The following is a 25,219-nucleotide window of genomic DNA, read 5'->3' as shown; positions in this document are numbered from 1 at the left end:
CGGTACCGATCCAGGAGCGATGGGATGATTCCCGGAGGTGAGGTCCTTTCTCTCGGTATCTTTTTGGCAGTTCTCGGCGCTATCGCACTCGCAGTACAGTCGCTGTCGATCCGATACGGGACGATCACCAGCGATTCTTCGGACGCACTCGTCGTCGTTCTCGCAGTGAATATTCTCGTCCTCGTGCCGGCGGCGTTTCTTCTCGGCTCCCCGATCCAAGACCTGACTCTCAGATCTCTGGCAGCGTTCTCCGCTGCAGGTTTACTGGGGACGATGGTCGGACGAGCGATGCACTTCGAGGGTATCAAGCGAATTGGCTCCAGTCGGTCCGAACCGATCAAGGCCTCCCAACCGCTGCACGCGTCGCTCATCGCCGTGGTTGTGCTCGGAGAGGTTGTCACCGGTGGCCACTTCCTCTCGATGGTCGCCATCGTCCTCGGCATCGCGATAATCACGTACGAACACGGTCGGTCCGAGCGAAGCGACGCCGAAAGCGGGTACGTTGGCCTCGCCTTTCCCTTCACGGCCGCGTTCTTTTACGGGATCGAGCCGACGTTCGCCAAACTGGGGTTCGCTGAGGGCGCGACGGTGCTCACGGGGCTGACGGTCAAGACGGTCAGCGCCGGCCTCGGATTTATTGTCTACCTTTGGTGGACTCGAGGGCTTCCAGATCCCCGGGGCATCGAGACGCGCGAGCTCCCATGGTTGGTCGGTGCGGGACTCTCGAATACGGTCTTCCTGCTCGGCTACTACGGGGCGCTGGAGTTAGAACCGGTGTCGCTTGTCGTCCCGCTCGTGCAGTCGAGCCCGCTCGTGGTCATCCTTCTCTCGGTGCTCTTCGTGAGCGACAACCTCGAACGAATCACCCCGCGGCTGGTGGTCGGTGCGCTCGTCGCCGTCGCGGGTGCGATCGGTGTGACGCTTCTGAGCTGAAGTCGATGTCGAGTGCAATTCGATCCCGGTAGTCTCCCGAGTCAGTAGTACGAAAGCCCAGGGTCCGCGTTGACCGCCTGTCCTGTCATAATGCCGCTGTCGGGACCGGCGAGAAACGAGACGACGCTCGCGATGTCCTCGGGTTCGACCACGCGATCGAGGTCCTGTTTGTCGACGTACTCTTCGAGGTACTCGTCACCGGCCTGCTGGGACGCCTCAGACCACGTGAATCCCGGCATCACGGCGTTCACGCGAACGCCGATATCGCCGACTTCGGCCGCCATCGCGCGCGTCATCGCGAGCACCGCGCCCTTCGAGGCGACGTAGTGCAGAAAGCCCGGTACGCCCATCGTGACAACTGACGAGGAGATGTTGACGATGCTCCCGCCGTCGTCGAACGCGTCGAGCGCGTGTTTCGATGCGAGGAAAGTCCCTTTGGTGTTCACCGCGAGCACCGTGTCCCACTCCTCGCTAGTGATTTCGTCGAAGCGTTTCTTGTCCGTGACAAGCGGCGCGTAGTAAGCGGCGTTATTGACCAGTACGTCGAGTTCGAGCCCCTCGAAAAGCGACTGCATCGCGGATTCGTCGGTTACGTCGGCCTCGCGGAACTCGGCGCTGCCGCCCGCGCCCTCGATCCGCGAGACGGTTTCAGCCCCGTCCGCGACGTCAGCGACGACGACGTGCGCCCCGTCGGCCGCGAGACGTTCTGCGATCGCCTGTCCGATTCCGGTCGCCGCTCCTGTCACCACTGCAGTCGTCTCGTTCATCTCGGACGCGGAGTTTGCGCCGGGTGGCTATAATCGTTCGGTCGGCGCGGGTCGACCGCACGCAGTATCGTCACTCGTCGGACATCACCGAGACCACTGGGCGGTCGGCTTCGAGCAGGACGGACTGGGTGACGCTCCCGAAGATCGCCTTCCCCACGGGTGTCCGTCTTCGCCCGCCGACGACCAGGTACCGCGGGTCCTCCTCGCTCGCCACGTTGAGTATCTCCTCGGTGACGTTACCAACTCGCCCCCGATACGAGGCCGCTTCGACGTCTTCGACGGTCCCGTTCGTCACGTCCTCTGCGACGCCCGCCGCGTCGCGCTGGGCGTGTTCCAGCGAGTACCGTTTGTCGCTACCGCCGGGCGTTCCGGTCTGATCGCCGAGTTCGCGGTAGGTGATCTCCGGGGCGAAGGTCAGCGCGAGATCGGAGGTGCTCTCGACCGACGACTTCCGCTGCTCCTCGAAGACGTCTGTCGGGATTACGTGCAGGACGATTAGCTCCTCCCCGTGCGCTGCTGCGAGTTCGGCGGCCACCTCAACGACGCGGTCCGGCACCGACGATCCGTCGGTTGCTGCGAGAACGGACATACTTTCGGTTTTCTCCGGCCACGTATTTAATACCCCCCTCTGACTGAGGTCGAGCGCCGTCGATTGGGCTGAGAGCACGACGGATAACGAGTGCGAAAGTCAGTAGAAGCGAACGCCGGCGTTCAGAGGACGCCGAAGTCCGCCTCTTTCCGGTAGGCGAACACCTTCCGTTCGAGAGGCCGTAAAACCGCCATCTCGAGGAGGAAGACGATGACGACGAACACGGCGGCCCACGCCATCGCAGTGTCGTACTGATATCGCGAGAACGCCTCGATCGCTCGGTAGCCGACGCCCGAGTTCGAGGCGAATATCTCCGCCTGCGTCTCGATCTTCCACGAGATCGCCAGTCCGAACCGGACGGCGGTGAAGAGCGCCGGCGCGATGCTGGGAAGGATCATCCGGCGGAGCAGGCGCGCCTTCGAGATATCGAAGGACCGACTCATCCGAATGAGGTTAGGATCGATGTCCTCGACCCCCTTCCAGATTCGAAGCGAGATGTACGGGAACACGGTGACGGCAGTGGCGACGACCGGGGCAGCCACGCCGAACCCAAAAATGATCGTGGTGATCGCCGCCCACGCGATGCCGGGGATCGAGAGGGCGATAATGATGATCGGTGTCGAGAAGTGTTCGCCGAAGTTGTTGATCCCCATCGCGACGCCGAGTGCCCCACCCACGAAGAACGCACCGATGAACCCGAGGAACGTCCGGAAGAACGTGGCCTCCATATGGGTCCAGACGATGCCCGATGCGAGCAGTTCTACCGAGGCGTTCACCGTCTCTACCGGTCCGGGAAAGAGTCCGCGGGGGAAAATTACGGTAACTAACCACCAAGCGGCCAAACCGAGTATACCGCTGATGAGCGCCGCAGCCCACTTATCACCGAGAGTCGAGCGTAGCGGCGTCGGCAGCGAACGATTACTTGTCGACATTGGGTGTCACTCCACCGGTCCGATCGATGATCTGTCGGCACCGCCGCCGGTCGATGCCCGCTCTCGAAGTAACTGTGTGTCTCTCACACGCATACGATCACGAATTACGCTTATAGACTTAATACTTTGCTTCAAACCCGTCGATGCACATCTCATTGACGTCTCACTTTACCGAGTGGAACCGGTTGATCGCGTCCTGTCGAACCTTCAGGAACTCCTCGGAGTCGACGTCGCGAGGGCGTTCGAGATCGATCGACATGTCGTCGAAGATCGTTCCGTTACCGAGCATCAGGATTCGATCGGAGAGCTCGATCGCCTCGGTGATATCGTGAGTGACGAAGAACACGGTTTTCCCGAGCTTCTGCCAGATGCTGATGAGTTCCTCGCGGAGCGACTCGGCCGTGATCTCGTCGAGGTTACTGAACGGTTCGTCCATAATCAGAATCTCTGGATCGATGCTCAGCGCCCGAGTGATCCCGACGCGTTGGCGCTGTCCGCCCGACAGCTGAGACGGGTATTTGTCGTAGTGATTCGAGAGGCCAACGAGATCGAGATACTCTTCGGCTAACTCCCTAGTGTACTCGGGGTTATTCTCGTGAACGTACTCGATGTTCTCGACGCAGGTGTTCCACGGCAGTAGCCGCGGTGATTGGAAGACGTGGCCCAGCGTCACGTCGCTGTCCTGGGTCGCCTCGAAGTCGACGCGTCCTGCAGTCGGTTCGAGGACCCCGCTGATGATGTTCAGCATCGTCGACTTCCCGCTTCCCGAGCGGCCGATGAGCGTCACGAACGAACCCGGTTCGATGTCGAAGCTAACGTCCTCGAAGACCCGCTCGACTCCCTCCTCGGTGTCGAACTCCTTCGTGAGGTTTCTGACGTGGATCGCTCCGGCCGTCGAGGTTCCGTGAGCGATCCCCGCTGAATCGTCTGATTCGGTCGATTGCTGTACTTCAGACGCCATCAGCGTCACCTCTACTACCCGAGGCCTCAGAAGACGGTCGAATACGGGTTGTGTGAGAGTTGCTCTCTTTCATAGCTGTGATCGCCTATAGTTAGTCGGTGTACTTTAGATTTGCTACGCGATATCATCCCAAGGCACTGGATTTTGAAACCCGATTGACCTTTCGCATCTGAGTGGGGTTCGCACCTTGTCGCTCCGTCCGTTTCTTATTCACGTGCTCGAGTGATTACTCTCCACATCGGAGGCGAGTCCCTTACCCACGCACGCACCCGAGCGTCGACAAGAAAACCGGCACGACGGTGTGAGGACAGAGGCGAATCTGAACGAACTTCGTTTCGTGGGACCTCGACGGCATTCGACAGAAGGCCCCGTGGCCACGCTCCTGTCAGCGGTCGCGGTACTGTGGTGTCCGTACCCACAATCGATGGGTTTATAATGATCGATACTGACTTGCTACCGTATGCCACGGGATGACCAGTCGTTTCAATCAGTCGGTCGTATAAACAGACGGAAATTCATCAAAGCCACAGGTGCCGGTGCGGTCGCAGCGACGCTCGCCGGCTGTACGAGTGGTGGAGACGGTGGCGGTGACAGCGGCGGAGACAGCGGCGGTGACGGTGGCGGCGGTGACAGCGGCGGTGACGGTGGCGGCGGTGACAGCGGCGGCGACGGTGGCGGTGATCTGACCACCGTATCGTTCGCGACGCCACCCGTCGGGATGCCGGTCAACATCGTGATGGAGTACTACCTCGCGGAGAACGACCTCATTCAGCCCCGCTTCGAGGAAGACGGGTACCAGCTCGATTACGAACTCACCTTCGAGGACGCGACGCTTTTCGCCTCCGGGCAGATCGATATGGGGACTGTGAGTTGGGTCGAGGACGCACGGCTCGGCGTCGAACAGGACCAGCAGTTGGTCACGTTCGGAAACATCGAGGGCGTCGTCTCGACCCCGTGGGTGGAGGTGGGTGGACCGTACGACCCCGACGAGACCGGGAGCGTTCAGGCGTCGCTCGACAAGATCGTCGAGGAAGAGGCCCGATTCGGCATCCCCGGCTGGGCGGCCGGTGCCGTACCGCACCTCCAGAACATCATCCAGGAGAAGTACGGGTACAACCTCGCGCAGGACGGCGGGGATTTCAACGTCCAGACCGCTGACCGCGGAACGATGCCGCAACTCACGCTCCGCGGCGACCTCGCGACGGCGGTTCACTCGGCTTCGTCCGCCGGGCTCACCGAAATCGTCAACGGCGAACTCAAGCCGCTGCTGTGGATCTGGAACGACTACCTCGAACAGGACTGGGGACGGCCGCCGCTCGTCAGCCTCTCGACGCGGCTCGACTTCGCCGAGGAAAACCCCGAGGTCCTCCTGAATATGATCAATATGTGGAGCGAGGGCCTCAATTACGTCCAAGAGAACATTCCGGAGATCGCTGAAGACCCGGCCGGACAGGAAACCCTCGAAGCAGAGAGCCAAGAGGAAGCGCGGTTCCTGATGGACCTGTTCTCCGGTAACGAGGTCGAACAGATCCAGAGCCTCTCGCGGTCCGCTCTGTACTCCGAAGTCGGGCTGGACGACGAATCCGTCGAGGACGCTCGGAGCGTTATGAACGTGATGGAAGAACTCGGTCAAGTCCCCTCCGGTTGGGAAGACCACCTCACGTTTATGACGGTTTCCGACCTCGAAGAGATGGTCTGAGGTCAGATGAGCACTTCACAGTTACGTGGGACGGTCGAAGGTGTCCTCCTAGGCAACCGGAGAGTCGTTTTCGTCGAGTCCATCCTCCTGCTCGTCCTCGTCTGGGAGCTGGGCGCTCGCGTCTTCGGAATCACCGACCTCATCGCCTCTCCGCTTCTCGTCGGCTCGTCGATGTACGGAATGCTCCAGACCGGCGATTGGGTGATGCACTTCGTCGCCTCGATGAAGCGGATTCTCTACGGGTTCGTGGCAGCCCTCGTCGTCGGCGTTATCGGCGGAATCGTCCTCGGCGTGAGCAGCTTCTGGGGACGAGTGCTCCGATACTACGTTCTCGTTGGGATGGCCGTGCCGGGGTTGTTCGTCGTCATCTTCACCGCGATGGCGTTCGGTATCAGCGACACGACGCCGATGCTCGCAACGGCGATCATCACGGCACCGTTCGTCGTGGATATGATCCAAAGCGGCGTCGAAAACGTCAACTCGGACCTGCTCGATATGTCGAGCGCGTTCGACGTTTCGCGAGCACGCGTGTACAGGCGAGTCCTGTTCTCGTCGATCCTCCCCGAGGTGTTCTCGAGCATTCGATTCACGTTCTCGGTCGCGTGGAAGGTGACCATCCTCGCGGAAGTCGTCATCTCGAACGTCGGAATCGGATTCCTCATTCGGGACAATATGAGTCGATTCTCGATGGTCGGCGTACTCCAGTACGTGGTACTCTTCGTTATCGTGATGATGCTCATCGAGTACGGAGTCTTCAGCAAGCTGGAGAAGTACCTCTTCCACTGGCGCGAGAACGTGAAATCCTCTATGGGCACCGGTCCACGGTAATCGCGAGCTGTCAGGCACCTCTTCTCCGGGCATTTAATATCGCTCGTTCCGTTGGCGACATAGTTATATCCGGGTCGACTGTGGATATCTCACGTTGGAGTGACCAATCCCGTGTCAGAACCCGATTCAAATCCGACGGCAGTCGACCGTACCGCCGCAGAGCGATTCCTTCGCGCGTTTCACAGCTACGGCGTGGACCGCGTCTTCGCGAACCTCGGGACCGATCACACGCCGCTCTTGGAGGCGGCGGCTGCCGTCCGCCGAGCCGGCGATGAGGACGAAATCCCCGATATCGTCTCCAGTCCGCACGAGTTCGCCGCGATGAGCGCGGCGCACGGATACGCGGCCGTGACGGGCGAACCACAGGTCGTGCTCGTTCACGTCGACGTCGGGACCCAGAACCTCGGAGCCGCGATGCACAACGCTCACCGTGCAGGGGCCCCCGTCTTCGTCCTCGCCGGTCTCGCGCCGGTGACGGACGCCGGCCACTCGGGATCCCGCGACCATCCGGTCCACTACTTCCAAGACGTGTTTGACCAGCCGGGAATCGTGCGCGAGTACTGCCGGTGGAGTGACCAGTACCGACCGCCCGCAGATCCCGCTGAAACCGTCCGCCGCGGATTGGAACGCGCAGTCTCTCACCCGCCGGGTCCGGTCTACGTCACGGCGACGAGAGAGGCGCTCAGTGAGACGGTGAACGCCGCCCCCGTCACCACTTCTCGACGGCGTGTCGGGCCGGGAGGTGCCGACGCAAGCGAAATCGAACGGCTCCTCTCGTACGTGCGAGACGCCGACAGACCGGCAGTGATCACGAGCGACATCGGACGGGCTCCGGCCGACGACCGCGTTGGAGCAGTCGTCGCGTTCGCCGAGGCTGCTGGTGCTGGGGTGGTCGAGCAGACTCCGACGACGCTGTGTTTCCCACGGGACCACGACCACCACATCGGATACGACCCGGAAGTGGCCTTGGATCGCGCGGATCTCGTGATCCTCGCGGAGACGGACGTTCCGTGGATACCCGACGAGCGCGAGTCACCGACGGACGCGACCGTCGTCCAGATCGATCCCGCCCCGACGAAACCTACCTACCCCCGTTGGCCGTTCGCGATCGACGAGACGATCCAAGCCGATGCGGCGACGACGCTCGAAGCCGTCGCCGACCGACTGAGTCAGACGACGGAAACGAGCGGGTCCTTCTGGCGCGACGTGGCCGCCGAGCGACGTGCAGACGCTGCCGACCGGCTTTCCGCGGATGAGTCGGCAGGGCGGCTCACCCCGACCGTACTCTCCGCCGCCGTCTCCTCGATCGTCGACGACGACACGATCGTCGTCGAGGACGCGGTGACCAGCCGCCCCGCGATCATGTCTCAGATCCGGCTCTCGGAGCCGGGGAGTTACTTCTGGAAGGGCGGTGCCGGACTCGGCTGGGCCGGCGGGGCGGGGGTCGGTGCGAAACTCGCGTCGCCGGACAGCCGTGTGATCTCCCTCGTCGGCGACGGCTCCTATCTGTTCGCGAACCCGTCGGCGTGTGCGCTGCTGGCGGCCGAATACGACGCCCCGACGCTCACCGTCGTGTACGACAACCAAGGGTGGAACGCGGTCGAAGGTGCGACGAAGGCGCAGTACCCCGAGGGGGCGGCGGCCGCGGACGCGGTTCCCGAGAGTCACATCGAGACGCGCGTCGACCTCTCAGCGCCGGCGACGCTCGTCGACGCGCACACGCGAACCGTCGACGACCCTGACGAACTCCCTCAGGCGCTGGAGGCGGCCGCCGCCGCGGTGGACAGCGGAACGCCCGCCGTTCTCGACGTCACGGTCGAACGGCCGTAACACGCGAGCGAACTCGTCACCGCCTGGTCCCTCCGACGACAGCGCCTACTCGTCGCCGCCGATCTCGATGTTGATCGTTTTCTGTTGAGTGTAGTGTTCGACGGCCTGCATCCCCTTCTCTCGACCGAGACCGCTCTTCTTGTAGCCGCCGAAGGGAGTTTGCGGGCGCGAGCCGGCGTACTGGTTGACCATCACGCTCCCGGCCTCGATACCGTTGGCGACGCGGTGGGCCCTGTCGAGCGTGTTCGTCCATACTGTCGCGTAGAGACCGAACTCCGTGTCGTTCGCACGGCGGATTGCCTCCTCCTCGTCGGAGAACGAGTAGAGGTTGATGACCGGGCCGAACACCTCCTCACAGGAGATGGGCGCGTCGTCCGCCGCCCCCTCGATGACGGTCGGTTCGTAGAAGTTGCCCGCGCGGTCCGCCGGCCTGCCGCCGGTGAGGGCACGCGCGCCCCCCTCGATGGCGCTCTGGACGTAGCTGTCGATCTCTTCGACGGCGTCGGCGGAGATCACGGGGCCCAGATCGGGGTCCTCCGATCCGGGACCAAGCGTGATGGATTCAACGGCGTCGACGTAGCGCTGCTTGAACTCGTCGTAGACGTCCTCGTGGACGAAGATCCGCGTCGTCGCGAAGCACACCTGACCGTTGACGAGCGTGATGGCCTTCATCGCACCGTCGAGTGCGGCCTCCAGATCGGCGTCGTCGAAGACGACCGCGGGGCTCTTTCCACCCAGTTCCAGCACCGTCGGAACGACCTGGTCGAGCGCTGTCTTTCCGACGATCTGTCCGGTCGAGACAGAGCCGGTGAAGGTTATCTGTCCGATCCGAGAGTCCGTCGTCAGCGCTTTGCTGGTTTCGACGAGCCCCGGGACCACGTTGAACAGGCCGTCGGGCAGGCTCGCCTCGCTCGCGATCTCCGCCAGTTTGAGGATGATCCCCGGAGCGAACGGAGACGGTTTGACCACGACCGCGTTTCCGGCGGCCAGCGCCGGAGCGACGCCACGGAAACAGAGCAGGACCGGGGCGTTCCACGGGACGATCTGCGCGCTAATCCCGATGGGTTCCCTCCGACTGAAAGCCTGATTCGACTGCGTTAACGGATACGTCTCTCCCTCGATCTTGTCGGTCATCCCCGCGTAGTAGTCGACGTAGTCGACCGCGTTGGCGACTAGTCCCTTCGACTGGCCGATCGGGCGACCGATCTCTCGGGTCGCGAGTTCGGCTAACTCGTCGACGTGGGATTCCAGCCCCCGGGCGACGTCACGGAGTATCCGACCGCGCTCGACGGGGTCCATCGCGACCCATTCCGAGTGGGCGCGTTCCGCGGATTCGAGCGCGGCGTCCACGCCGGCCTCGCCCGCGTCCGTCACTGATGCGATCGTCTCGCCCGTCGACGGATCGTCGACCGAGAACGTTTCGTCGGTGTGGTGGTACTCGCCGTCGATAAACATCCCACGCTGCTCGGCGCGCTCCTGAGACATATCTTGCAGTATCCGGCTATTGGTATTAGGCTTTGCGACCAATCCGCATAGTGGACTGCCTCGAGATCGTGGATCGAAATTCCCCGAGCACGGACCGAACCGTCGTCACTGGAAGGAGGATTCACCCCAGGCACACAATAATTTAAGTATTATTACTCCAATCGGCGAACGATGCCCGAGATCATAGACGCGACCTCGCACATTATGTCGTACGAGGCGCTCGACGAACTGGAGAAAGTGCATCCGAGCTCAGAACTGGATAGCCTCCGGAACGCGCCGCGGATGTTCAAGGTAGACGGGCGACTCGAGTACCTCGACAAGAACGGGATCGACAAACAGGTGATCAACCTCGCCGCACCGATGCTGTGGCAGGGGGCCGATCCCGACGACGCCCTCGAAGCGACCCGCGTCGCGAACAACGAGATCCGACGGATCGCCGACGAGCACCCCGACCGGTTCATCGCGACCGGAACGGTCCCGTTCCTCACCGACGAGTACGTCGACGAAGCCCGCCGATGCGTCGAGGACCTCGGAATGCACGGCATCCAGATCTTCTCGAACATCGACGGAAAAATGCTCGACGACGACGATTTCGAGGAGTTCTACGCCACCGTCGACGACCTCGACGTCCCCATTTGGATTCACCCGCAACTCGCCGATTGGCACGATTACGACCAGTCTCACACGTGGATCTACAAGATGCTCGCGTGGCCGTTCGACACCAACATCGCGCTGGCACGGCTCATCTTCTCCGGCGTGCTCGACCGCCACGAGAACCTGGAGATCATCTCACACCACCTCGGTGGGTCGTTCCCCTACCTCGTCGGTCGGATCCGATCGTGGTACCAAACGCGGAGCGAAGAGCCCGAACTGTATCAAAACCCCGCGATCGCTGATCTGTCAGAGCCGCTGGACGCCTATTTCGACCGGATCTACGGGGACACGGCGGTCAGCAGTCAGGGGGAGTCCTACCCGCTTGAGTGCGGTCTGGAGTTCTTCGGCGCGGACAACGTCGTCTACAGCGCCGATTACCCGTTCGGTCCCGACAAGGGACAGTACTGGGCGACCGAAATCATCCCGTTGATCGAGGAACTCGACGTCTCTGAGACAGACAAGGAGAAGATCTTCTCCGGGAATATACGACGCCTCCTCGACCTGTAGCGCTCCGTCGAACGGATCGTCTGTCGGATTGCCGTGTCTCCCGTCGGATCCATCCTGGGTCAGCCAAGCCGAGTCATTCGGGGAATTCCAGCTATTTCCTCCTAAGATATATTTAAGTATATGGGGTGACCCTCTCGCTGTATGGACCCCGAAGCCATTCAGGCGTCAGGCGATCCTGTCGAGGTACTTCGCCAGAAGGGCGGCGACTACACGGACAACTTCCCGGTCGTCCCGAACGAGATAACGAACTGGCTGGACGAACAGCGGGCGGTCACGGAGTCGGTCTCGCTCGCGAACCTCTCACACCACATGACGGCGCTCCGTGTTACCGGGCCCGACGCGGAGGATCTACTGCGCGATCTCAGCGTCAACAGCTTCGAGAACTACGACGTCGGCCGCGCCAAGCAACTCGTGATGTGTAATCAAAACGGACACATCATCGGCGACGGTCCGATGCTTCGGCTCGACGACGAGGAGTACTACAGCGCCGGGATGCTCTCGGCGAACTGGGTTCGATACAACCTCGAAACGGGGGATTACGACGCTACCGTCGAGACCGAACCCCGAACGTCGGCGCACGAGGGCGATCCCGAGAACTTCGTGTTTCAAGTGCAGGGACCGAACGCGCGACCGGTACTCGAACAGGTCACGGACGCGGACTTGGACTCGATTCCCTTCTATCACTTCGAGACGATCGATCTCGCGGGTGTCGAGACCATCGCCCTCGGACACGGGATGTCGACGGAGTTCGGATTCGAGTTCATCGGTCCGTTCGAGCACGCCGATCAGGTACGCGACGCCATCGTCGAAGCAGGTGAAGAACACGGTCTCAAGCAGCTCGGGTCGAAAGCCTACCACACCCTCTCGGTGAAACTCGGCTGGGTCCCCCCTGGCGTCCCGCCGATCTACGACGTCGACGAGATGGGCGGTTACCGCGAGTGGCTCGACGCCGACAGCCGCGAAGCGACGTACTCGATCGACGGGAGCTTCGTTGCCGACGGCATCTCCGCGTACTATATGGACCCGTTCGAGCTCGGCTACGGGAAGCTCATCAGCTTCGATCACGAGTTCGTCGGTCGCGAGGCGCTCGAAGAGATGGCAGACGATCCAGACCGAACGTTGGTGTCGCTGGCGTGGGACGAAGACGACGTGATCGACGTCTACGCCTCGCTGTTCCGCGCCGGCGAGACGAAGAAATTCATGGAACTCCCGCGAATCGGGTGGGGACGGGCGAATTACGACGAAGTGCGCATCGATGGCGAACGGGTCGGCCTGTCGCACTCGCGCTCGTACGAGTACGACGCAGGCACCGTCATCTCGCTGTGCAGTCTCGATACCGAGTACGCCGAGCCCGGAACCGAGGTCACGTTGATCTGGGGCGAGGACGACTCGCCGAACCCGAAGGTCGAACGGCACGAACAGTGCGAGATCACCGCTACTGTCGGCGATGTCCCGTACTCCGCGGACCGCCGGAAAGGCGAGTAAATCCGCACCCGCATCTTCCGTTTTTCACCCGCATAGCGATGCGACCGCGTTTCGGTGTAAAATCGCGCTGCATCCATCTTCCGACAGTCTCGGAAGATTTGACCTGAACGATAGTGATAGAACTTTATATACCCGAGACGCGAATAACAGATGTACTCTTGTCAGTTTCCCTCGTTGACGGACTCAGACGAGGGGCAGATCCCGAAAAATGATGATGAATTATTCCGAGATGGTCGGATTCCAAACCCTAGATTTGACCAAACAAATATGCTATGCCGTGAAATCGGGTTCGTACCGATTGTGGTCTTACTTTGTCAGTCCCGAAAATACCAGGCACGAGGCGACTTGTGACGGCGATCTTCCACGCAGAGGTGCATCCTATCCGATCATTTCGATACCGATATCTGTTATCCGAGACCGCAACAGTAAGGGTGTGTGACTACAAACCCCTCGTATGACAATGACAGACGAACCCGTCAAATTACAATCTGTCGAGCGGGTATCCGAGATTATCGAATTGCTACAGCGGAACGGACCGCTCGGCGCCACGGAGATCACCGAGGCGCTCGATATCCCGACGAGCACCGCACACGACTACCTCTCGTCGTTGCACAACCTCGAGTATCTGGTAAAGACCGATCGGAAGTACGATTTGGGACTCAGACTACTCGATCACGGGATGGCCGCTCGGGACCGTCACCCGATCGCGTCGATCGGTAAGCAGACACTCGCTTCGCTGGCACAAGGTACCGGCGAGGCGACGTATCTCGTGACTGAAGAGCACGGCCGGGCCGTCTACCTCGATTACGCGCACGGCGAGCACGCCGTGCAAACACACGCACGTATCGGCACTCGATCGTATCTCCACCAGCTCGCTTCGGGCAAGAGCATCCTCGCGTACCTCTCCGAAGAACGAGTCAACGAAATCGTCGACAGACACGGCCTGCCGCAGCGTACCTCCCGAACGATCGACACTCGAGAGGCGTTGTTCGAGGAACTCGAAGCGACGCGTGAACGAGGATACGCGATCAACGATCAAGAGGCGGTGGAGGGAGCGCGAGCGATCGGAAAAGCGGTCGTCGTCGCGGGTGAGGTCGTCGGAGCTATAAGCGTCGTCGGGCCGGCGAACCGGCTGACGGACCACCAACTCGCAGATGGTATCGTCGATCAGATCCGCGGGGCCGCGAACGAACTGGAGCTAAAGCTGAGCCAGAGTTGAGCCCGGATCGAGAGGCCTGGCAAAACACGTCGGAAACGCGCTAAAACGTATCTGCTACAATACACGATCTACACCGAGCCAAAGCGATGTCACGCCTGCTGGCAGTCACACCCGCGGTTTTCGAGAAATTCGGCGACTGAGTACTGTGCACCGCACCGCTGACACAACACCTGCAGGTCGAGCAGCACTTCGAACTCCTCGACGTCGATACGGTCCGTCTCTCTGAGCTTTTCGATCCGCTCTTCGGTCACAGAGAGCGTTCGCGTCATCAGTCGCTGAATGCTCTGAAGGTCCTTCTCGACTTTCTCTTCGTCGGAGAGTCGCCGGTACTCCGCGTCGCGATACTCGGTCAGATACGAGCGGATCGCCTGATAGCTGACGAAGTCCGATTCGAGCGCGTCGACGTCGACGCCGTTCTGTTCGAGTCGACTCCGCGCGTCGGTTCGGACACCCGTACTCACGTCGTCGTCGGTGAGGTTCTGGTAGGTCGTCGAGACGTCACTCTCCAGTGCGCTCATTCCGGCGTCGATGAGCGTCTGTTCGAGCAGGCGCTCGTTGAAGTAGTCGGCGAGGTCGCGGAGGCTCGTTCGTTCGACGCCGTCGCCCGTCCACCGAGCCTCCAGTTCGTCGCCGAGCCCGTCGAGTTCGTACTGGTCGATCAGCCGCGCCACCTTGCTCGACGGCCGATTGTCGGTCGCATCTGTCATTGCCACCTCTTCGCCGAAGAGGCTGAAAAATGTACTGGGGTTCGTCGGCGAGGAATTGGGAGACGACCGATCCGGATTAGATCGACGTCACACGCGTGAAGTCGTCGTCGAGCGCTTGGGCGTCCTCGGGCAGCAGTGCCACGACGAGGTAGTCCGCGTAGTCGGCGAAGTACTCGACGAGTCTGGCGATCCGGTCGGAGTCGATCGCCTCCAGCGAGTCCAACAGCATGAACGGCACCGTCTCGTGGAGGTCGTGGACGAGATAGCCAGCCAGCGCGAAGATCAGCCCCGTGACCTCCCGTTCGCTTTCCGAGAGGTGGTCGATCGTGTCTTCGTAGGCCGCGCCGTTTTCGGTCGTCCGCACGATGTGGAGCTCGAAGCGCGTCTGCCCCTCGCTCGCGCCGGTGCCCTCGATCCGCTCGATCCAGATCCGTTCGATGTTCTCGTAGCCCAGCAGATCGAGGATCGACTCCATGTGTTCGTTGAACGAGTCGACCGCTTCCGCCTCGATCTGATCGATCTTCGTCCGCTGGTCGGTGAGTTCGTCGACTAACTCCGCGCGCTTCTCGCGGAGGTCTTCGGCGCGTTCGACGTCGTCTTCGATCTCCTCGATCTCCTCGGTCACCTCGTCGAGGTCGGATTCGAGGCTGTCGATCTCGAACTCCAGTTGGTTCGCCTCCTTGTGCAGCGAGAGGATCTCGTCGAAGTCCGCCGATTCGAGGCTGTCTACCTCGGATTCGAGGTCTTCGACTTCCTCAGTCAGGGATTCGCGGTTCGCTTTCAGCGCGTCGATCTGTTCGTCGCGGCGGTCCAGCTCCCCGTCGATGTCGTCGAGTTTCCGCTCGATCTCGGTGCGCTGGCGCTGCTTTTTCGTCGCCTCTTGTTGCTCCTGTTTCTTCTCTTCGAGGGCGCTCTTGACCTCGTTGAGCTCCTCGACTTTCTCCGTGCGGATCGACTTCAGCCGCTCGATCGTCGACTCGATCTGTTCGCGCTCGACCGAGGAGCCGCAGGTCCAACAGACCACGGTCTCCGCGTCCGAGTCGACGAGCTGGTCCGTGAGCGAGCCCTCGCTTTCGGCGGCCGCGCCGCCGTCTTCGAGGAGTTCGTAGTCTTCGGCTTCGAGCCGCTCCTCGTTGTACTGGATGAGGCTGCGGAGCTCGTTGATCTCGGAGTTCAGGTCCTGTCGTTCGCCGCGGAGGCGCTCGATCTCCGATTCGAGATCGCGGTGCTCGCCCATCGGGGCGTCCGGAAGCTCCTCGAGGTCGGCTTCGAGTTCGTTCTGCTCGCGCTTCAGCGAGGAGATGCTCTCCTCCTGTCGCTCGATCTTCCGGCGGACGGACTCCAGCTCCGAGCGGGTCTCGCGCAGCTCCTGAAGTTTCTCTTCGAGTTCCGCTTGCTCTTTGCGGCCCTCCTCGACGTCGCGGCTGCTGTCGTCGATGTCCGTTTCGAGGTCTGCGAGTTCCTCGCGCTTGTCCTCGATCTTCTCGCGGAGTTGCGTCCGGCGCTGTTCGAGTTCGGGGAGCTCGCGTTTCTTCGATTCGATGCGCGCGAGTTCGTCGTTGATGTCGCCTTTCTCTTCTTCGAGGCGGCGGATCTCCGAGCGGATGGCGTCGACGTCGACGGGACGCATAATGACGTCTCGGAGCTGTTCGCCGCGAGCGGCCGCTTGGCGGGCGTCGTTGGTCTCTAAGAGAAACGCGAACAGATCCGCGACCTCGGGGTCGTCGAGGTAGGCGTCGCCCTCGAAGCTGACGCCGTCGCCCGCGCGGGTGAGCGTACGCTCGTACGTCGTCCCGTCGAGCGTGAGTTCGATCCGGCCGGTGTCGGCGTCGCCCTTCAGCGAGACGCGTTGGCTACCCATCGCGCCCATAATCGACCGGAGGAACGAGGTACGGTTGGTCGCGTTCTTGCCCGTGAGGACCGTCACGCCGGGTGGGATGTCTACTTCAGTGTCGTCGATACCGCCGATATTCTCGACAGAGAAATGAGCGGAGTCAGTCAGTTGTTCGGAAGTCGCCATACATGTTGTATCCGGTCTTGTGTATATATGCTTTGTGCAGGATACTCACCAGCGAGTAAACACTTCCTCGCCGCCCGATCCGTCCGAAATCGCCGTACGGTGCGTCGTCTCCGCGGACTGTCTCCGTCCATCCGGGCCCGCCTCACGAAGAATAATATGATTTCTGAGATGTATTGGTACTTTTCTGTGGCGTCTACACAGTCGGTAGAACTGTTCCAACGTGTTTTGGAAAAAATCCTATAAGTATAATTATGAATGTTTGTGTAGTGGGGACAGATATCACGCCATCGGCGACGTCGAGGGCGATAGCACCAACGCTGACGCAACCGGTTCGAATCCCCACAGAACGAAGTCGCATCGGGGATCTCCTGCAGTGCGAACCCCTGTGTCGTCTACCACGAAGTACGTTCTCATAACAATCGTACTTCCGTTATTTCGAGGCAACGCTGCGGGCAACCACGTGCTAAAGGCCATCGAGAGACGCAAACGGTCTCAGCCTCGTCCGTGAGTCGGTGGCGCTACGCTGCATACACCCGCCGAGTCGACGGGAGTTCCCAGGGCTGACGACGGTGTCTCGAACGACTGTTCGATTTACCCGTAGCGTACTGTCGGGGGCGGGACCGGGGTCAACTCACAACTGTGTGTTCGAGAGTCGGACGCGCGTAGCGCACGATATAGTGCAGTGAACGGCACGATTCGGCCCTTTCGACGAGCGAGCCCCACCGTCGAGGTCTGGCAAGCATCGAACGGGAAGAACGACGACCGTCGGGTTCGACCCCGGTGGATATATTTCACTACTGACCGCCTGACGGTTCCTAGTGTGTCTCTACTGGCACCTCACGCGCCGACGGCTGAGCCAGTACGGTACCTTCGATCGTTCGAGATGACCGCAGTATTTACGTTGGTTCGATAACACCCTCTACGTAGCCATGACCGACAGCACGACGCCGCTGAAAACGATACAACGGGCGTTCGAGATAATGGACGTGCTCAAAGAGCAGAAACAGGTCGGCGTCGCGGAGCTCGCGCGTCGACTCGACCTGCCGAAGAGCACCGTCCACGACTACCTCCGGACGCTGCGGACGATGGGCTACGTCATCAACGACGACGGGACCTACCGACTCGGGTTTCAACTGTTGGAGTTGGGCGGACAGGTCAAGTACCGAAATCGTCTGTTTCACGTCGCGAAACCCGAACTGGAGCGGTTAGTGGAGAGCACGGGCGAACTGGTCAGTGTCAACGTCGAAGAGCGGGGACAGTTCGTCATCCTCCACACGGAGTTCGGCTCCGAGTCGCTCCGGTTGGGAATCTACCCCGGGCTGAAGACGCCGATACACACGCACGCCGGGGGCAAGGCGATACTGGCATTCCTCGGCGAGGAGCGCATCGAATCGATTATCGACGAACACGGGCTCACGCCGCGCACGGAGCACACGATCACCGACCGCGAGCGACTCGAAGCCGAACTGGAGGCGATCCGCGAGAAGGGATACGGGATCGACCGCAACGAACAGGTCGTCGGGATGGGAACGGTCGCCGCACCGGTCCGCGTCGGCGACGAGGTGCTCGGCTCGATCGGTATCGTCTGCCCCTCGGACCGGCTGCGCGACGAGGACTACAGACAGGAACTCGCCGACGAGGTCCAGAAATCTGCCAACATCATCTCTGTCAACTACCAGTACGCGCCGTAACGGGCCCATATCGGATGTTTTCTGTTTGAATATCCGCTCGGGATCCGGCACGTTCTCTCCGCGCAGTCACGCCGGTGGATCGTCCGACGACGGCACCGCGACCAGACTGTATTTTTAATATCGATCGTTATGAAGACGCAGACGATGACCGTACCCGCAGAACTGGAGAACTACTACTTCCACCAGCAGGGGTTCGAGAGCCTCGACGAGATCGACGAGTGGTTCTCGTGGGAGGTTCCAGACACGTTCAACATCGCCGAGTACACCTGCGAGCGCTGGGCGAGAGCGGAACCGGACCGCGTCGCGCTGTCGCTCGACCGCCTCGACGGCGAACGCTCGGAGTACACCTACGAGGAACTGAACCGGCTGGCGAACAAGCTCGCGACGTACCTCTCCGAACAGGGCGTCGGCGCGGGTGACCACGTCGCGATCAACGGGACGCAGTGCGTCGAGTCCCTCGCCGGCAACCTCGCCGCGTTCAAACTCGGGGCGGTGTCGGTCCCGCTGACAGTTCTGCTCGGCTCAGACGGCCTCAGATACCGGCTTCGTGACTGCGACGCGACCGTGTTCCTCGCGGACGAGGCCGCCATCGACGCCCTCCGAACGGTCCGAGACGACGTCGACTCGTTGGAACTGACCGTCACCTACGACGACTTCGACCGCGGCGAAGAGGTCAACTTCCACGATGCGATCGACGGCGTCTCGGGCGCTTTCGAGGGACCCACCACCGACGCCGACGACGAGGCGTTCATCATCTACACGAGCGGGACGACCGGCAAGCCCAAGGGCGTCGTCCACGCGCACCGGCACCTTCTGGGAGAACTGCCGCAGTTCCTCAGCCTGCAGTGTCACCGGACCGGCGAGGGGCAGGTCCTCCGCACGGTCTCGGAGTGGTCGTGGATTATGTCGCTTCCCGGCGTGGTCCTCCCGGCGATGTTCTACGGGATCCCCGTGGTCGGGTACGCCGGGAAGGAGTTCGACCCCGAGCGGGAGTTCGAGTTGATCGAGCACTACGAGGTCACGCACCTCAACCTCCCGCCGACGGCCGTCCGGATGATGATGCAGGTCGACGACCCCGCCGAGACGTACGACCTCACCAGCCTCCAATCGCTCACGACCGGCGGGGAAGCCGCGGACGAGCGCATCATCGAGTGGGTGACGGACACGTTCGAGAACGCCGCCTTCCTCGAAGGCTACGGGACTTCCGAGATCGGCGGGCTCGTCTGCGACGATCCGGCCGTCGGGTTCGACCACCGACTCGGTTACTTCGGGATCCCCTCCGTGGGTCACGAGGTCGCCATCCTCGACCCCGAGACCCGCGAGCGGATCGACGAACCGCACGAGATCGGCGAACTCGCAGTCCGCTACGGCGACGACCCGATGCTCTTTCTACACTACCACGAGCTCCCGGAGAAGACGGCGGAGACGATCCGAGACGGGTGGTTGCTGTCGGACGACCTCGTCTCGATGGACGAGGACGGGTACTTCCGCTTTCACTCGCGCTCGGACGACATCATCATCAGCTCCGGCTACCGCATCGCCCCCAAAGAGATCGAGGAGGCGATGCTGACGCATCCGGCGGTCCAGCACGTGGGCGTCGTCGGCGTGCCCCACGACACCCGAGGTGAGATCCCGAAGGCGTTCGTGGTTCTCGCAGACGGGTACGACGCCGGGGCGGAGCTGAAAGAACAACTCCAGACACACGTCAAAGACCGGCTCGCGAAGTACGAGTACCCCCGAGAGATCGAGTTCACCGACGAGATCCCGACGACGACGACGGGGAAGGTCCGCCGACAGTCGCTCCGCGCCCGGGAGGGGATCGACGAGGAGTGAGGCGCAAGAGAGTCGAGAGCGGGAGGGGGAGACCCCACCGGCTGACCCGCGTAGTAGAAAAATATAAATATTGACGATTATGATTGACCAGTATGCCATCTGGTAACACCAGTGAGCGGAGTGCGACTGACAGGCGGAACTTCCTGAAACTGACGGGGGCGACGGTCGTTGCCGGGTCGCTCGCCGGCTGTATGAACAACGGCGGTGGCGACGGCGGTGGCGACGGCGGCGGCGACGGCGGCGGAGACAGCGGTGGCGACGGCAACGGCGCGACCGCCGGAGACAGCGGCGGTGAGGGGGACATCGTCATCGGCGGACTCCAGCCCTACACGGGTCCGTACGCCCAGACGACCCAGCAGTTCGTCGACGGGCTCAACTTCCGGATCGACGAGATCAACGCCGACGGCGGCGTCTTGGACCGCGAGCTCTCGTTCGTGGACCGCGACACCCAACTCGACCCGGCCGAGGCGACGAGCATCGCCACTGAGCTGATCGAGGCGGAGGACGCCGTGGTGCTGACCGGATCGATCTCCAGCGACATCGGGCTCACTGTCGCGCCGATCGCCGAAGACAATCAGGTTCCGCACATCCCGCAGTTCGTCGGGAGCTCCGAATTCCTCTCGCGGGAGTCCCGCTACAACTTCCGGATGGGACTCGCTCCCGCTCCGACCAACGCTCGCGCGGTGAGTCAGTTCATCGAGGACCAGGCTTCCAGAGCGTCGGCGCGATCATCGCCGACTACTCGTACGGCCGCGCCTGGGAGCAGAGCATCAACGCAGTCTTCCCGGACGACGTCGACGTGCATATGGAGGTCGCTCCGTTCGGCGAGAGCTCCTTCACGACCTACCTCCGCTCGATGCCGGAGGACCTCGATCTGCTCATCACCGCCAGCCACCCGCCGGGCGTGTTCACGATCTACAACCAGCTTCAGGACCTCTCTGACGTCAACCCCGACTACGTCATCGGGCGCAGCGACGCGAAGCTCTCGGCGAACGCCCTGGGCGATTCGGTCACGGAAGGCTTCATCGCGCAGACCCAGCCCGATCCGTTCTCCGATCGGTACGCCGAGGTCGGACAGCGGTACTACGACGAGACGGGCGAGTGGTTCGGCGTCCTCAACGCCGTCGGGTACGTCGTCGGCGACCTCGTCGGTGCCGCCATCGAAGACGCCGGCGAGGCGAACCCGGTCTCGGTCGCCGAGTCGATCCGGAACATCGAACTCGACACGCTGTTCGCCTCGCCGATCCAGTACACCGAGTGGGGCGAACTGGAGAACCTCGTTCAGCTTATGGTCGGCTTCGAGTCGGGGACGCCTGAGTACTACCCCGACGGGAGCGTCCAGTTGACCGAGCAGTTCCGCTCGGAGCCGCTGCCGGCGTACGACCCCTCCAGCGACATCCTCTCCTAAGCAGCGCCCGCACGCTGTTCTCGCATTTTTGTCGTCGGCTGTTGCCCATACCATCACTCGCAACCGGTAGCGTCGGCGCTTCGAGGTGTCCAGTCAGCGCGGAAAAGAGACGCGGGGCGACCAAGAGAAGAGAGCACGACCCGCGGCGAGACGAGCGTTTTCGTTACCCGCGCAGGTAGCCTTCTCTGATCGCGTCGCTCTCGAGCAGTTCCTGCCCGGTTCCCTCGGTCTCGATCCGCCCGTTTTCGAGCAGGTAGCCGCGGTCTGCGAGGCCGAGCGCTCTGTCGACGTGCTGTTCGACCAGCACGACCGTCACGTCGTCGGAGATCTCCTCGATGGTTCGGAACACCTGCTCGGCGAGTTGCGGCGCGAGCGCGTTCGAGGGTTCGTCCAGCGCGAGCACCTCGGGTTCGGCCATCAGCCCGCGGCCGATCGCGAGCATCTGCTGTTCCCCGCCGCTGAGCGTCGAGGCGTTCTTGTCGCGTCGGTCCTCGAGGACGGGGAACATCTCGAAGACGTCGTCGCGTTTCTCCTCGAACGTCTCCCGTTTGGTGTACGATCCCATCTGGAGGTTCTTCTCGACGGAGAGGTCGCCGAAGAGGTTCCGCTCCTCGGAGACGTGGACGAACCCGCGGTCGACGATCTCGCTGGCGGGGACGCTCGCGACGTCCGCGCCCAGGACTTCGACGCTCCCGCTCGTCGGGGTGAGGATCCCGGAGAGCGTCTTGAGTATGGTCGTCTTCCCGGCCCCGTTCGGCCCGACGATGGTGACGACCGAATCGTCCTCGCGGACCTCGAAGGAGACGTCCCACAGCACCTGGAGGTCGCCGTAGTGGACGTTCAACCCGTCGACGTCGATCAGGCTCACGACTCGACCTCCCCGAGGTAGGCCTCGGTGACGCGGTCGTCGTTTTGGATCTCCGCGGGCGTTCCGTCCGCGATCTTCTCGCCCTGGTTGAGCACGATGATCCGGTCGGTGACGCTCATGATCGCCTCCATGATGTGTTCGATCCAGAACACCGAGACGCCGCGGTCGTCGCGTGCGCGTTCGAGCGTTCTGGTGATTTCGTCGATCTCGGTCGGGGTCAGCCCCGCGCCGATCTCGTCGACGAGGATGAGATCGGGCCCGGCGGCGAGCGCCTTCGCGAGTTCGAGCTGCTTCCGATCGGCGATCGTCAACCCGCCGGCCTCCTCGTCCCGTCTGTCGTCGAGCCCGACGAACGCGAGCGCATCGCGGGCGCGGTCGGTCGCTTCGTCCTTCGAGATCGACTCGTCGTTGCCGAAGATGGCACCGATCATCGCGTTGTCGAGGACGGTCGACTCGTTGAACGTCCGAACTGCCTGGAACGTGCGGGCGATGCCGAGCTGGGCGACCTCGTTGGGCGACTTCCCGACCAGTTCCGTGCCCTCGAACGTGATCGAACCGGTGTTCGGCGGGTGGACGCCGGTGATCGTGTTGAACAGGGTGGTCTTGCCGGCCCCGTTCGGACCGATCAGCCCGACGATCTCCCCGTCGTCGATGGAGAAGTCGACGTCGTCGACGGCGACCAGACCGCCGAACTTCTTGGTGACGTTGGTGGCGGTTAACACGATCCGAGGTTGCTGACGATTCTACATAAATAATTCGGTGGCGACAGCGCGGAACGTGCGTCGGTGAGACGACACCGGAACTATCCACAATATTTATGAATACCCTCAAACGATGCAGGAGTATGTTAGCACAGGGGTTAGAACTGCTTATCGACGGCCTCGCCAGAGGCGTGATCCTGTCGCTGTTCGGACTGGGAATCACGTTGGTGTTCGGATTGGGTGAGATCCTCAATCTGCTCCTCGGCGTCTTCGCCGTCGTCGCCGTCATCGCGTGTTCGCTGCTGTTGAGAGCGGTCCCGGGAGTAGTGTTCGCGGGGTTGATCGCCGTCGCATTGGTCGCGCTCTTCGCGTTGGTACTGGATCGGACGGTCATCTCCTTGGTGTACAGAGAGGATGGGGAAGACCGGATCCTGCTGGGGATCTTCGTGACGCTCGGACTGTCGCTGTTCTTCGAAGGACTGCTCTTCATCTACTACCCGGGGAGCGTGTTCCTCGACGTCGCCGTGCCGTCGATCAGCGTCGCGGGCGCGAACCTCACCGGCTCGTCGGTCGCAGTGATCGGGGCCGCGGCCGTGCTGTTCGGACTCATCTACTACTTCTTCAATCACACGTATCTGGGAATCGGTACCCAGACGGTGATCCAAGACGAGACGGGCGCGGTGCTCTGCGGGATTCCGCCCCGTCGCGTGCAGGCGATCATCTTCGTGTTGAGCGCCGCTATCGCGGGCGTCGCGGGCGTGTTCTACGCGCTCGACGCGGAAGTCACCCCGGCGAGTTCCTTCACGCTGACGTCGTTCGCGATCATGGTCTCGATCGTCGGCGGCGTCGATAGCATCTCGGGGACCGTGGCGGCCGGAATCGTGCTCGGAATCATCATGACGGTCGCCGGATCGCTGTTCGGATCGTACTTGGCGACTGTCACGCTGTTCGCGGCTGCGATCGCCGTGCTGATTTACAAACCGGAGCAGATCTCATGAACGTCGACAACACCCTCTCGTCGCTGCGTGGTCAACTGCCGGTCGTCGCGGTGTTCGCCGCACTCCTACTGGTGCCGCCGCTGTTCTTCGACCCGTCGACCACGTACCTGTCGCGTCGGTTCATCACCGTGATGATCTTCGCCATCTTCGCGATGGCGCTCAACATCATCTTCGGCGAGACCGATCAGCTGATCCTCTTCATGGGCGGCATCGCCGCGGTGGGGTCGTACACGACCGTCCTGACGGCCGAGTACTTCGCCGTCTCTCCGTGGCTCACGCTCTTCGTGGGGGCGCTCGTCTCCGGCGCGTTCGGCGGGCTGATCTGTTACGTGGCCGCCCGCAGGCAGTTCACCGTCATCGTCCTCGCGATCGTGACCTTCGCGTTCCAGATGATCATTATGGAGGTGATCGTCGGGCTTCGAGACGTCACCGGCGGCACGACGGGGATCCCGTTCCGCGACCTCGCTCTGCCCGCCGTCGAGAATCTGACCGGGATGGGCGCGTTCGCCATCCAGTTCTACGTCCTCGTCGGCGTCTTCGCGGTCGTGTTTGGCGTCTACACCTGGCTGACCAACTCGAAGTACGGGCTGGCGTTCGCCGCGATCAGGCAGGACGAGTTCGCCGCCCGCGCGACCGGGATCGACGTCATCAAACTGAAGGTGTTCGCCGGGTTCCTCGCGACGGCCATCATCGGCTTCGTCGGTCCCTTCTACGCGCAGGCGACGGGGATCGTGATTCCGGGGCTGTTCAGCTTCAACGGCGTCGACGTCCTCGTGCTGATCATCCTCGTCCTCGGTGGGCTTCGATCGCGGTTCGGCCCGCTCGTCGGCGCGGCGATCGTGATCTACCTCGACAACCTGCTCTCGCAGTTCGGCCAGTGGCGGACGGTCACGTTCGGACTGCTGCTCACGATACTGTTCATCTACTTCCAAGACGGCGTGCTGCCGATGGCGAAGTCGGTGTACGAGGAACGAGGTATCCGCGACCGTCTCGCGGGACTCCGAAGCGGCGAGTGAGGCGGCACTTACCGCCTGTCGCCCGATAGCGATCCGGCGTCCGACCCCGCTTACGGCCCACTGAACGCGCGTGTGGTTGCCGCTGTCA

General features: G+C 62.2%; 20 protein-coding genes and 1 pseudogene. 12 read left to right on the top strand and 9 right to left on the bottom strand.

Features of this window, described 5'->3' with window-relative positions; all coding sequences use genetic code 11:
* Positions 1–63: 63 nt before the first annotated feature.
* Positions 64–933: an EamA family transporter gene (locus ACP99_RS15715; RefSeq protein ID WP_197052493.1), complete on the top strand. Its 870-nt coding sequence runs from the start codon at positions 64–66 to the stop codon at positions 931–933.
* Positions 934–974: 41 nt separating this feature from the next.
* Here the strand turns inward: ACP99_RS15715 and ACP99_RS15710 are convergent, their stop codons facing one another.
* The 4 genes from ACP99_RS15710 to ACP99_RS15695 all read right to left on the bottom strand — a co-directional run bounded on the left by ACP99_RS15710 (position 975) and on the right by ACP99_RS15695 (position 4,182).
* A complete protein-coding gene (locus ACP99_RS15710; RefSeq protein WP_049987508.1) occupies positions 975–1,700 on the bottom strand; it encodes an SDR family NAD(P)-dependent oxidoreductase in 726 nt (241 codons plus the stop codon).
* A 70-nt stretch (positions 1,701–1,770) separates the two neighbouring features.
* Positions 1,771–2,289, bottom strand: coding sequence for a universal stress protein (locus ACP99_RS15705; protein WP_049987507.1), 519 nt, complete (start codon positions 2,287–2,289; stop codon positions 1,771–1,773).
* Between the two features lie 122 nt (positions 2,290–2,411).
* On the bottom strand, positions 2,412–3,065 hold the full coding sequence (locus ACP99_RS15700; RefSeq protein WP_197052492.1) for an ABC transporter permease: 654 nt from the start codon (positions 3,063–3,065) through the stop codon (positions 2,412–2,414).
* 319 nt (positions 3,066–3,384) lie between these two features.
* Entirely contained in the window at positions 3,385–4,182 is a 798-nt protein-coding gene (locus ACP99_RS15695; RefSeq protein WP_156105772.1) for an ABC transporter ATP-binding protein, read from the bottom strand.
* 460 nt (positions 4,183–4,642) lie between these two features.
* Here ACP99_RS15695 and ACP99_RS20650 point away from each other — a divergent pair, with 460 nt between their 5' ends.
* The 3 genes from ACP99_RS20650 (at position 4,643) to ACP99_RS15680 (ending at position 8,539) form a co-directional block, all read left to right on the top strand.
* The gene (locus tag ACP99_RS20650) at positions 4,643–5,881 is read left to right on the top strand and encodes a twin-arginine translocation signal domain-containing protein (protein WP_049987504.1); all 1,239 of its coding nucleotides are present in this window, start codon (positions 4,643–4,645) and stop codon (positions 5,879–5,881) included.
* A gap of 6 nt (positions 5,882–5,887) precedes the next feature.
* Entirely contained in the window at positions 5,888–6,709 is an 822-nt protein-coding gene (locus tag ACP99_RS15685; protein ID WP_049987503.1) for an ABC transporter permease, read from the top strand.
* 111 nt (positions 6,710–6,820) lie between these two features.
* A complete protein-coding gene (locus tag ACP99_RS15680) occupies positions 6,821–8,539 on the top strand; it encodes a thiamine pyrophosphate-requiring protein (protein ID WP_049987502.1) in 1,719 nt (572 codons plus the stop codon).
* A 45-nt stretch (positions 8,540–8,584) separates the two neighbouring features.
* Here the strand turns inward: ACP99_RS15680 and ACP99_RS15675 are convergent, their stop codons facing one another.
* Entirely contained in the window at positions 8,585–10,024 is a 1,440-nt protein-coding gene (locus tag ACP99_RS15675; RefSeq protein WP_049987501.1) for an aldehyde dehydrogenase family protein, read from the bottom strand.
* A gap of 171 nt (positions 10,025–10,195) precedes the next feature.
* On the opposite strand from ACP99_RS15675, the gene ACP99_RS15670 reads away from it, so the two are divergent.
* From ACP99_RS15670 to ACP99_RS15660, 3 genes are all read left to right on the top strand, one after another.
* Positions 10,196–11,185, top strand: a complete 990-nt coding sequence (locus ACP99_RS15670) for an amidohydrolase family protein (RefSeq protein ID WP_049987500.1) — start codon at positions 10,196–10,198, stop codon at positions 11,183–11,185.
* A 141-nt stretch (positions 11,186–11,326) separates the two neighbouring features.
* The gene (locus ACP99_RS15665; RefSeq protein WP_049987499.1) at positions 11,327–12,670 is read left to right on the top strand and encodes an aminomethyltransferase family protein; all 1,344 of its coding nucleotides are present in this window, start codon (positions 11,327–11,329) and stop codon (positions 12,668–12,670) included.
* A gap of 454 nt (positions 12,671–13,124) precedes the next feature.
* Entirely contained in the window at positions 13,125–13,889 is a 765-nt protein-coding gene (locus ACP99_RS15660) for an IclR family transcriptional regulator (RefSeq protein ID WP_081927526.1), read from the top strand.
* A gap of 89 nt (positions 13,890–13,978) precedes the next feature.
* Here ACP99_RS15660 and rdfA read toward each other — a convergent pair whose 3' ends face one another.
* Positions 13,979–14,596, bottom strand: a complete 618-nt coding sequence (gene rdfA / locus ACP99_RS15655; RefSeq protein ID WP_049987497.1) for a rod-determining factor RdfA — start codon at positions 14,594–14,596, stop codon at positions 13,979–13,981.
* A gap of 76 nt (positions 14,597–14,672) precedes the next feature.
* Entirely contained in the window at positions 14,673–16,616 is a 1,944-nt protein-coding gene (locus ACP99_RS15650) for an archaea-specific SMC-related protein (RefSeq protein ID WP_049987496.1), read from the bottom strand.
* A gap of 929 nt (positions 16,617–17,545) precedes the next feature.
* On the opposite strand from ACP99_RS15650, the gene ACP99_RS15645 reads away from it, so the two are divergent.
* From ACP99_RS15645 to ACP99_RS15630, 3 genes and pseudogenes are all read left to right on the top strand, one after another.
* Entirely contained in the window at positions 17,546–18,307 is a 762-nt protein-coding gene (locus tag ACP99_RS15645) for an IclR family transcriptional regulator (protein ID WP_049987495.1), read from the top strand.
* Positions 18,308–18,451: 144 nt separating this feature from the next.
* A complete protein-coding gene (locus tag ACP99_RS15640; RefSeq protein WP_197052491.1) occupies positions 18,452–20,140 on the top strand; it encodes an acyl-CoA synthetase in 1,689 nt (562 codons plus the stop codon).
* Positions 20,141–20,232: 92 nt separating this feature from the next.
* Positions 20,233–21,548: pseudogene (locus tag ACP99_RS15630) on the top strand (ABC transporter substrate-binding protein).
* A gap of 163 nt (positions 21,549–21,711) precedes the next feature.
* On the opposite strand, the gene ACP99_RS15625 reads toward ACP99_RS15630, so the two are convergent.
* Together ACP99_RS15625 and ACP99_RS15620 are read right to left on the bottom strand one after the other, a co-directional pair.
* Positions 21,712–22,416, bottom strand: coding sequence for an ABC transporter ATP-binding protein (locus tag ACP99_RS15625; protein ID WP_081927524.1), 705 nt, complete (start codon positions 22,414–22,416; stop codon positions 21,712–21,714).
* Complete coding sequence (locus ACP99_RS15620; RefSeq protein ID WP_049987491.1) at positions 22,413–23,138, bottom strand: ABC transporter ATP-binding protein; 726 nt, start codon at positions 23,136–23,138, stop codon at positions 22,413–22,415. Before ACP99_RS15620 ends, ACP99_RS15625 begins: the two co-directional genes overlap by 4 nt.
* A gap of 122 nt (positions 23,139–23,260) precedes the next feature.
* On the opposite strand from ACP99_RS15620, the gene ACP99_RS15615 reads away from it, so the two are divergent.
* Positions 23,261–24,115: a branched-chain amino acid ABC transporter permease gene (locus ACP99_RS15615; RefSeq protein WP_049987490.1), complete on the top strand. Its 855-nt coding sequence runs from the start codon at positions 23,261–23,263 to the stop codon at positions 24,113–24,115.
* Positions 24,112–25,131, top strand: a complete 1,020-nt coding sequence (locus ACP99_RS15610; RefSeq protein WP_049987489.1) for a branched-chain amino acid ABC transporter permease — start codon at positions 24,112–24,114, stop codon at positions 25,129–25,131. The genes ACP99_RS15615 and ACP99_RS15610 overlap by 4 nt, the downstream gene beginning before the upstream one ends.
* Positions 25,132–25,219: the final 88 nt, after the last annotated feature.

This window comes from Halobellus rufus (assembly GCF_000739575.1).
GTDB lineage: Archaea > Halobacteriota > Halobacteria > Halobacteriales > Haloferacaceae > Haloquadratum > Haloquadratum rufum.
The sequence above is the reverse complement of the archived record's forward strand: the minus strand, read 5'-3'. Positions and strand labels throughout refer to the sequence as shown.